Genomic DNA, 9156 nt, shown 5'->3' on the forward strand with positions numbered 1-9156 from the left:
CTCCGCTTGCTCGTCCTTGAGGGGGTAGAGCGGGTTGAATCGCGCGTCTCTGAAAGCAGCCAGGACCATCAGGCGGGTCCCCGATCTCCAGAGGTTTGCAAGGGTTACCGGAGCGGCCGTGAGGATGATCCCGCGAAGTGCCAGCGTTCCTCGTCGCTCAGTTCCTGCCAGCAACCCGGACATGTCGTCCCCCTTCGAATTGCCGGTGCTGTTCGACCTCCGGCACAGCTCGAGACGCCGATAGTCCCCTACCCCTTGATTCGATGGATGTTGAATTCCGATAATGTATGTTATCGGAAATCAGCTTCGAGGATCTTGAGGTAATTCGGACATGCATGGCGAAGTGGAGCGAGAACCGGCTATCGAGGGACGTATCGTCCCGCGACCCCTGGACCTCGCCGCCGTGGAGGAGGTCCTGAGCGACGAGGCCGCCGAACTGCTCCAGCAGGCCCGCTCGGACAACACCCATCGGGCCTACACCGGGGACTGGGCGAGGTTCTCCGACTGGTGCGCCGCCAACGGCGCATCCCCGCTGCCGGCCACCACGGCGACGGTCCTCAATTACATCGCCTACCTGACCACCCTGGGCCGGGCCCCGGCCACGGTCGACCGGGCAGTCTCGGCGATCTTGTCCATTCACACCGACACGGGCGCCGAGCGGCCGAACACCCGGCCGATCCGGGAGGCCCTGCGCGCCTACCGCAAGCTGCGGGCCAAGGCCGGCTTCCGTCCGCGGCGCTCGCTGCCCATCACCATCGAGATCCTGCGGGCGATGATCGAGGCCCAGCCGGAAGACACGCCCGCAGGACAGCGCAACCGGGCCATCCTGACCGTCGGGTACGCGGCGATGACCCGCCGGATCGAGCTGCACAATCTGAACATCGGGGACCTGACCTTCCTGCGGGAAGGGCTGGAGATCTTCATCGCGATGTCGAAGACCGACCGCGACGCTCGCGGCGTCAGCGTGCCGCTGCCGTACGGCTCTCATCCGGGGACCTGCCCGGTGCGGGTCGAGTCGGCATGGCTGGAAGTCCTCGCAGAACACGGCATCACCAGCGGACCGGTGTTCCGCGCGATCGACAAGAACGGCCGGATCGCGGGCGCGATCGGCGACGACGGCATGCCCGTACGGCGGGCCGGCCGCGGCGACGGTATCCGCATGACCCCTGAGGCGATCAACCTGGTAGTGAAGGAAGCCGCCCGAGCTGCCGAGCTACCGCACGCCGACCGCTACTCCGCGCATGGCCTGCGCGCCGGCGGGGCCACGGACGCGGCCGACGCCGGCGCAACGATGTCGGGAATCTGCCAGCACGGCCGGTGGTCGGAGAAGTCCCCGGTGGTGATGCAGTACATCCGCCATCGCGACAAGTGGAAGAACAACCCGATGCTGCGCGTGGGCCTGTGACCGGGGCGGCGACTGTGCAGGGGGACAAGGCACCGCGACTTGGTCCGGGCTGTCCATGTCCCTCGGCATGACCAGTTGGCTCGAGACATCGCTGATCTGTCCAGCTCCGTACATGTGACGGGCGTCATGCGTAACAACCCAATGTGGCGGGTTGGCTTATGCCCGCCGCTGAGTAGTTCCGGGAAGTGTGCTTCCATGAAGTAGGCGAGGTGACACCGGCACCTGATCGCACTGATCGTCCCGGACAAGGGGGTACGTCTCCGGCGAGCTGGACGCCTACCTAGCCGAACGAGAGGTGCGGCTGCCGCGCGTCCTACCGCAACTGCACACCCCGCCCCGGCGAGCAGCACCTCAAGCGAGCAGCACCTCAAACCGATCCGCAGCTCATCGAGTTGGACAATGACACCCTGAAAGGCCAGCTCGACCTTATGGATAGACGATCCTCAGGCGTCGGTTCGCGAGCACAGATTTAGATGATTCGACGCGAGAAAGGGCGGGACGCCAGTCACACCGCCGTACTGGGCGGCCACCCGCACACTGCCTGCGATGGGTTTAAAACCCAATCACAGAACTTGCCCGAAGGCAACCCTTTGACTCCCGGCTCGACAGTCGAGAACAGTTGACCTGTGCGTTCGCTACCCAGTATGGGCACGCAGCACGGATAGCAGTGTTTCCATAATAGTCTGTGCCGCCGTTCTATCCTCGTCTTTCTTCCAGCTTCGCCAGTACCAACCATCTGGGGGAAACGTTACTTCCATTGCTTGCGCAGCTGCGATGGCAAGATCAGGCGGGATTGGCTTGTCCAGCCATTCCGTGATGGCATAATCCTCATTCTCATTCCAAGATAGATTCCTCCCTGTTGGCATATTGGCTGCGACGACGGCGGCAGCGGCTGTCACCTCCTCAGGTAGCACCTCGATGGTCGAACTACCGGGTGCCTCCACGGCAGTACCGAAGATGCGTTGCAGAGTGGTCAGCCGCTCCATCGCGGACTGATCCTCTAGTTCCTCTAGGAAGTCCTCGGCAGTGTCGCTGTCGAACGGCCCCGAACCCCAGGTCCCCATTCATTCACCTCGGCATCCAAGTCATTAGTAGTAACCGCCCATAGGGACGGCTATTTCGGGGTCTCTAAGATTTACAAGGCGAAATCCTTGCAGCTTCATGCCTTCCATCACAGTCTGCTCCATGCGGCGAAGGGCAGTCTTACTCGTTCCGGGAGGCACGTTGAAGTAGGTTACGTTGACTATATCGTCCATTGTATAGCCCGCTTTCCTGACTGCATGCCTTGAACTCATAGACTTGTTGGTCCTATCTCGCATGCTCTTGGTAGCGCTTCCTACATATTTGCTGCCGTCCTTGAAGTGAATGACATAGACACCAGGCTGGGCTGGTACATTGAACTTTGTTCCCGGCCGGCAAGGTGCATTGTGCACCAAGATCGGCGTGTTGTCGACTACTACGAAGTACGTATGAACAGCCGCGATCGTGAGGTTGTGCACCTCCTGATCGTGGGCAGTCCAGCTCTTGACTGCAGTGATCTGGACGTGAGTGCCGGCAGCTGTACGAAGCCATGTTCCAGGGTCGAGGTGCTTAGCGTTGACCCAGTGCCCTTGGTCCTCGGACCAGAACGGGTGCTGGTCGGTGGCGAGAATGACACCCGTCTTATCGCCGCTCGGACCGTCGATATCGACGGTAATTTTAATGAGATCCTTGTCGCCCCTACCCTCGATGACATTGAGGACCGGCTCAGCCAGCACTTCCCCGATAACTGGGTCGGCGGCCAGGACTTCGTCACCGATTCCTACCTCTTCGATGGGCTTGTGACTGCCGTCGGCCATGAGGATTTCGGTGCCGGGGACGAAGCTATTGCAGCCTAGCTTGCCCTTGCCGAAACGACCCGAGTTACGTCCATAACGGTAGTTGCTGCCGATAGTACGGTCATCGCCGTCATACATTCCTATGGCGCTGTTATTAGCATGAAAGCCATTCAGGAGGTAACCGATGAACGATTTCGGACATCCTATATCCCAGCAAATGCTTAGGGCGAGTGCATACTCTTCTGATTGCTGAATGCCGGGGTAGTGAATGCCTGGAGAACCAAGGACCTGATCGTGATACCTCTTTACCCACTCTTTTGTAAATTTATCTTTATCTACACCTGCCGGCAATTTCAGATCGATAGAGCCAAAGCCGGTTTCCACCCAGTGGCCATTAACCAACTTGTGGGTGGTCATCCATTCGAGGCAGAGCTGACTTGGGTTGGCCTTGCAATTTTCAGGCTCCGGGGAAAGTCCGGTTGGATCGGACGTGCCAATAGGGTTGTTTCCGGCATAGCCGTAGGGGTTTGCCCATTGGGGTTTGCGGAGGTCGAGGAGGGGGTCGGTGTTTAGGAACTTGGCGATGGCAGGGTCGTAGTAGCGGGCGGACAGGTAGTCCAGGCCGGTGGAGTCGTCTTCTGTTTTGCCGAGGAAGCCTCGGTCAGTGAAGGGGAGGTCGTCGGCACCGCGGCGCTGACCATAGGGCAGGTAGCGTTCGCGGGAGACTTTGCCGGTGGTGTCGTCGACGGCGAGCTGGGTGGAGCCGTGCAGGCCGGACATCAGCCAGGTGACGCCGTCACCGCCGGTGCGCATGGCGATGGTGGCGCCGTCGGAGGCCGTGTAGTAGCGCTTGCCGGTGATGCTGTCGCCGTTGACCTCGATTTCCATGGAGCCGAGGTACAGGGTGGCCTTGCCACCGGGGGCCCGGCGGATGAGGCGTTCGCCGTCGGCGTCGTACACCATGGTGGTGTCCTGGCCGTCGATAGTGGCCTTGTCCAGCTGGCCGAGTTCGTTCCAGGTGAAGGTGCCGGCCTTGCCGCCGACGGTGCGGGAGGTGAGCTGACCCGCGTTGTCGTAGGCGTAGGTGTCGGTGCCGGTGGGACGACTGATGGCGGTGACCGCGTTGGGACGGACCGCATCGGTTCCCGGTTGGGGATAGTCGTAGATGGCGGCCTGACCGTTGGAGGTCAGGCTGGTGATATTGCCGGCGCCGTCGTAGGTGTAGGACTGGGCGTAGGGGTCGATGCCCTGGTTGTCGGCCGAGGCCGTGCCCTGGCCGCAGTCGGTCGCGGTCGTGGTCCAGGCCTGGGACAGGCGGTGCAGGCCGTCGTAGGTGAAGCATTCGTACTGGCCGGTGCTGCCGCCGCTGGCTGCGGCGGCGTCGAGGATCTTGGTGATCTCGTCGGAGAGGTCGTAGGTGTAGCGGTCGTCCTGCGCCGTTACGGGGCCGCTGGTGTCGGCCTTGGTCGTGGTGGTGACGCTTTTGATTCGCCCGGTGTTCGGGTCCCAGTCCAGGTGCCGCCTGATCTTCCCGCCTGCTCCATAGGCGCGGTCGGTCAGGCGTCCGGTGCCGGAGTAGGTGGTGGAGTCGATGTAGGTGAACCCTCCGCCCAGACCACTGGTCATCCGGGAGGGGAGGTCCAGGTCGGTGTAGGTGGAGGTGAGGGTCTCGGTGGGGAGGCCGCCGGCGGCGGGCATGGTGTAGGTGGCTACCTGCCCGGTGGTGGTGTAGGTGGTGGCGAAGGTGTAGGTGCCGGCCATTAGCCCTTCGGACGAGGGGATGGTCAGCGTGGAGCCGGTGGGCCGGCCCATCTCGTCGTAGCCGGTGATGGTGTCCACGTAGGCGTTGCCGCCGAGGTACCGGGTCGCGGAAGTGAGTTCCCCCTTCCCATTAGTGGTGACCGTGTCGTAGACCCACTCGGCCAGCTTGGTGCCGCTGTTGGGCTCCCCGGACCACACGGCGGTCTTCCTGCCGATGTCATCGTAGGAGTAGGAGACCTTCTGGCCCTTGCCGTTGGTCGACCACAGCAGGTGGTCAGCATCGTCGTAGGCCTGCTGGGAGTCGCCCGCGTCGGGGTCGTGGGATGCGGTGCGGCGGCCGAGTAGGTCATAAGTGAAAGTGCTGACATTGCCGTTGGCGTCGATCAGCTTGACCGTCTGTCCGTCGCGGTCGTACTCGAAGGTCGTGTCGTAGTGGTTCGGCACGCTGACGGTGACCGATTGCCAGGCGGTCCAGTCCGAGTCGATGCCGTTCTTGACAGCGCGGGCGCGCCAGCGAACCTTCCACCCGTTGCTGAGAGTGCCGGCAGGGATGGTGACCGTGGCGTCGTTGCCGGAGGTCACCCCGTTGACAGAAGTGGTCCAGATCTGGCCGGTGCCATGCTGCGTGTCGGCGGGGTCGTGCTCGACTTCGAATTCGGCGCCGAGCTGCCCGCCCTGCGCCGAGCTGACGGTGGCCAGCAGGGCGGGAGTCAACGTGATCGTCGTGCCGTTGTTGGCAGGGCGGGTGCGGGGGTTGCCTACGACCGGGATGAGCGAGCCGTCGGTCACGGTCAGCTGCTGCCAGTCCGACCAGGCGGAGGTACCGCCAGCGGTGACGGCGCGGGCGCGCCAGCGCACCAGCCACCCGTCGGAGAGCTTGCCGTCGGGGACGGTTACGGTCGCCTGCGTGCCGGAGGTCACGTCGTCGACCGCGGTGGTCCAGATCTGCCCGTTGCCCTGGCCTTCGGGTGCGGCGGGGTCGTGCTCCAGCTCGAACTCGGCCCGCACCTTCCCGCCTGCGGGGTCGGTGACCTGGGCGAGCAGTTGCGGGGTCAGCGACGAGCTGACCGTCTTGCCGCCCACGACCTCGGACGGGGTGACCTGCAGGGTGCCCAGCACCGGGTCGGGCTGGTCAACGCGGACGGTCTGCCAGTCCGACCAGGCCGAGGCGGCCTCGCCGGCGACGGCGCGGGCGCGCCAGCGCACTAGCCAGCCCTCACTCAGCGTGTCTGCGGGGACGGTGACCGTCGCCTGGGTACCGGCGGGGACGTCGTCGACCGCGGTGGTCCAGATCTGGCCGGTGCCGTGCTCGGTGTCGGCGGGGTCGTGTTCGAGCTCAAACTCCGCCCGCATCGTGCCGCCGACGGGATTGGTGACCTGAGCGAGCAGTTGCGGAGTCAGCGACGAGGTCACTGTGGTGCCGTCGACGACCTGGAAGGGAGCGACCTGTAGCGCGCTCACCGCCGGCTCAGACGGGACATTGCCAATGTCGACGGTGGCCGACTGCCAGTCCGACCAGGCGGACGTCACCTGGGTGGCGGTGTTGACCGCCCGGACACGCCAGCGGATTCCCCACGCGTTGTTCAGTTTCCCGCCAGGGACGCTAACCGACGCCTGGATGCCGGAGGCGACGTTGTCGACCGCGGCGGTCCAGATCTGGCCGGCGCCATGGGCGGTGTCGGCAGGGTCGTGTTCGAGTTCGAACTCTGCCCGCAGCGGCTGCCCGTAGGTGTCGGTGACGGTGGCCAGCAGCTGCGGGGTGAGCGAGGTGACAGTGGTGGTCTGCCCGGACGTCTGGGCGGGAGTGATCTGCAGCTGGGAGACGGTGGCGGCTGGGACCTTCACTGTCAGGGCCTGCCAGCCGGACCAGGCGGAGGTGTTGGAGCCGGCGGCGACCGCGCGGGCGCGCCAGCGGACCTTCCACCCGTCGCCGAGTTTTCCTGCGGGGACGGTGAGGGTGGCCTGGGTGCCGGAGGCGACGTTGTCGACCACCGGGTCCTGCGCCGCCCTGATGGTGGCAGCCGACCAGGCCGACCAGGCCGAGGAGGTAGAGGTGCCGGTGTTGGTGGCGCGGGCCCGCCAGCGGATGTGCCAGCCGTCGCTCAGTTTCCCGGCCGGGACCACCGCGGGGGCATCGTTGCCGGAGGTGACGCCAGCGGAGCTGCCCGCCCAGATCTGACCAGTGCCTTCTGCGGTGTAGGCGGGGTCGTGCTCGACCTCGTAGTCGGCCCGCAGGCTCCCGCTGGCAGTGTCGGAGACGGTGGCGTGCAGGGTCGGCGTCAACGACGACACCGCACCCCCGGTAACGGGGGTGATCGACAGGTTGCCGAGCGTGGGAGACGACGACGGCAGCGAGTAGGTCACGGTCAGCTCCGGCGCCTGCGAGTAGCCAGGGTAAGCGACGGCACCTTCGGAGGAGTCGTAGACGCGCCAGTCCTCATCCGCGTTCTCGTCCGCAGCTCGCATCTGCAGGCCCCACCTGGGTTGGCCGACGGCCCAGTCCTGGGCGATGCCGGTGACGTCCCACGTGACCGGTATCCCGCCCATGCCGTTGTCGCCACAGCGTTCGATGTCGTAGGCGTCCTGGCGGGCTACCGCGTCCTCGCTGGTTGCATACGGCTGGCTGTTCCAGGTGACGGTGTAGGGGTCCCAGGCGGAGGTCACCCTCCTGACCTGAATGCCAGAGCCGAACGGCGCGCACTGAGGGGCACCATAGTTGAACAGCGACAGTTGTGCCTGCGCCACCGTCGCACCGGTGAGGAATGCGGTGTCAAAGTTGAGGTAGCCGCGCGTGACGTCGCCGCCGTCAACGCCGATATCGAGGTAATTGTCATCGGCGTGGGTATCGCCGACGCTGTCCCAGTTAGCGACGAAGGTGTCGGCTTGAGGTGAGAAATCCACTGTCGGGTCGACGGTCACCGGGTAGGTGAGCGTGGGGTCGGCCAGGAACGCCGCGTCCGGGGTCAGCTCCAGCACCTGGTGATCACCTTCACCGGTGAGGCGGGTGGCGATACGGCCCATGCGCCGGTGCCGGCCCTTGGCCTCCTTAGTTCTGGCGTCCGCCTTCGCATTCGCGTTGGTCCCGGCCTGGGCGTCCCCCGCCTTCCTCTCTCCACGGTCGGACACGGGGTACATGACCGGCTGTGCCAACGGGGCGACCAGCTTGCCCGTACTGTCGGTCAGCGTGAGCCGGCCCTGGCCGTCCTGCTGCAGCTTCCACCCGGTGGTCTTCACGTTGATGCGGTAGTTGAGTTGGGCAGTGGGGCGCTCGCGCAACTCGATGTCATGGCGGACACCACCAGGCAGCACCGTCACCACCAAATCGGCACCAGGACCAGCCGCATCGGCATAACGGGCCTTGTTCCGCTCGACCATCGGCTTGGGCAGCGGGGCCGGCCAGCTCAGCGCAATCGAATTACCCGCCTCATCGGCCACAGTGGCGAACGGCCCGTCACCACCGTTGGACACCTTCACCTGGGGCCCGGCCTTGGGCACCAAGGCGCCGTCCTTGTCCACCAAGCTGGTGTCGATCGGCACCCACGCCCCGTCCCGCTTGACCCTGGCCGGACGGGTGCTGAGCGTCGTGGTGAACGTCTTGCCATCCGGGTTGGCCACAGTCGAACTCGTCGCCGAGGTCAACCCTGCCACCGCGACCGGCTTACCCGACCGCTTCGCCTCAACCGACGCACCCATGCGCGCGTCGTCCTGCACGTGCGATGGCGGCGCATCCGCGGCCGGCGCGTTCGAGGCTGGCACGTTGGCGGCGGGGGCGGCGCCAGCCGCTGCGGACTTGGCCGTCCCTGTCTGCGTGTTGCCGATGGTCCAGATGCTGCCGGTGCCATGGGCGGTGTCAGCCGGGTCGTGCTCCAGCTCGAACTCCACTCGCGACGCCCCCGCGTCGGGTGTGGTTACCCGGGCGGCCAGCGCAGGAGTGAGGGTGGAGGTAACAGTCTCCCCCGACAGCACCTGCGACGGGGTCACCTGGAACTGGTCCACCAGCGGGTCCGGCACGTTCACGGTCGTGGTTTGCCAAGCCGACCAGGCCGAAGAGACGGAGGCTCCGGTGTTGGTGGCCCGGGCCCGCCACCGGATGTGCCACCCGTCGGTGAGTTTCCCGGCCGGAACGACGGCGGGGGCATCGTTGCCGGAGGTGACGGTGGCCGAGCTGCCGGT

Annotated in this window: 5 protein-coding genes; 2 read left to right on the top strand and 3 right to left on the bottom strand. The window is 65.2% G+C overall.

Annotated features, from left to right (window positions below):
• The coding region (locus HCK04_RS41690; protein ID WP_205831268.1) for a hypothetical protein at positions 1–183 on the bottom strand (183 nt) is incomplete at its 3' end.
• A gap of 148 nt (positions 184–331) precedes the next feature.
• Between HCK04_RS41690 and HCK04_RS39540 the strand changes: the two genes are divergently transcribed.
• Positions 332–1405, top strand: a complete 1074-nt coding sequence (locus tag HCK04_RS39540; RefSeq protein WP_142652651.1) for a tyrosine-type recombinase/integrase — start codon at positions 332–334, stop codon at positions 1403–1405.
• Positions 1406–2040: 635 nt separating this feature from the next.
• Here HCK04_RS39540 and HCK04_RS39545 read toward each other — a convergent pair.
• Both HCK04_RS39545 and HCK04_RS39550 read right to left on the bottom strand, forming a co-directional pair.
• Positions 2041–2469: a DUF4259 domain-containing protein gene (locus tag HCK04_RS39545; RefSeq protein WP_142652652.1), complete on the bottom strand. Its 429-nt coding sequence runs from the start codon at positions 2467–2469 to the stop codon at positions 2041–2043.
• A 24-nt stretch (positions 2470–2493) separates the two neighbouring features.
• Positions 2494–8865 carry a DNRLRE domain-containing protein gene (locus HCK04_RS39550; RefSeq protein WP_205831269.1) on the bottom strand — a complete coding sequence of 2124 codons (6372 nt, stop codon included), beginning with the start codon at positions 8863–8865 and terminating at the stop codon, positions 2494–2496.
• Between the two features lie 55 nt (positions 8866–8920).
• Here HCK04_RS39550 and HCK04_RS41695 point away from each other — a divergent pair.
• On the top strand, positions 8921–9156 hold a 236-nt coding region (locus tag HCK04_RS41695), incomplete at its 3' end, for a hypothetical protein (protein WP_205831270.1).

The sequence above is a fragment of the Microbispora sp. CL1-1 genome (genome assembly GCF_012034195.1).
In the GTDB taxonomy this organism is placed as follows: Bacteria; Actinomycetota; Actinomycetes; order Streptosporangiales; family Streptosporangiaceae; genus Microbispora.

Bases quoted from the DNA above. Each gene is read 5' to 3' on its own strand.
- HCK04_RS39540 (WP_142652651.1), top strand. From the start codon at position 332: ATGCATGGCGAAGTGGAGCGAGAACCGGCTATCGAGGGACGTATCGTC.
- HCK04_RS39545 (WP_142652652.1), bottom strand. From the start codon at position 2,469: ATGGGGACCTGGGGTTCGGGGCCGTTCGACAGCGACACTGCCGAGGAC.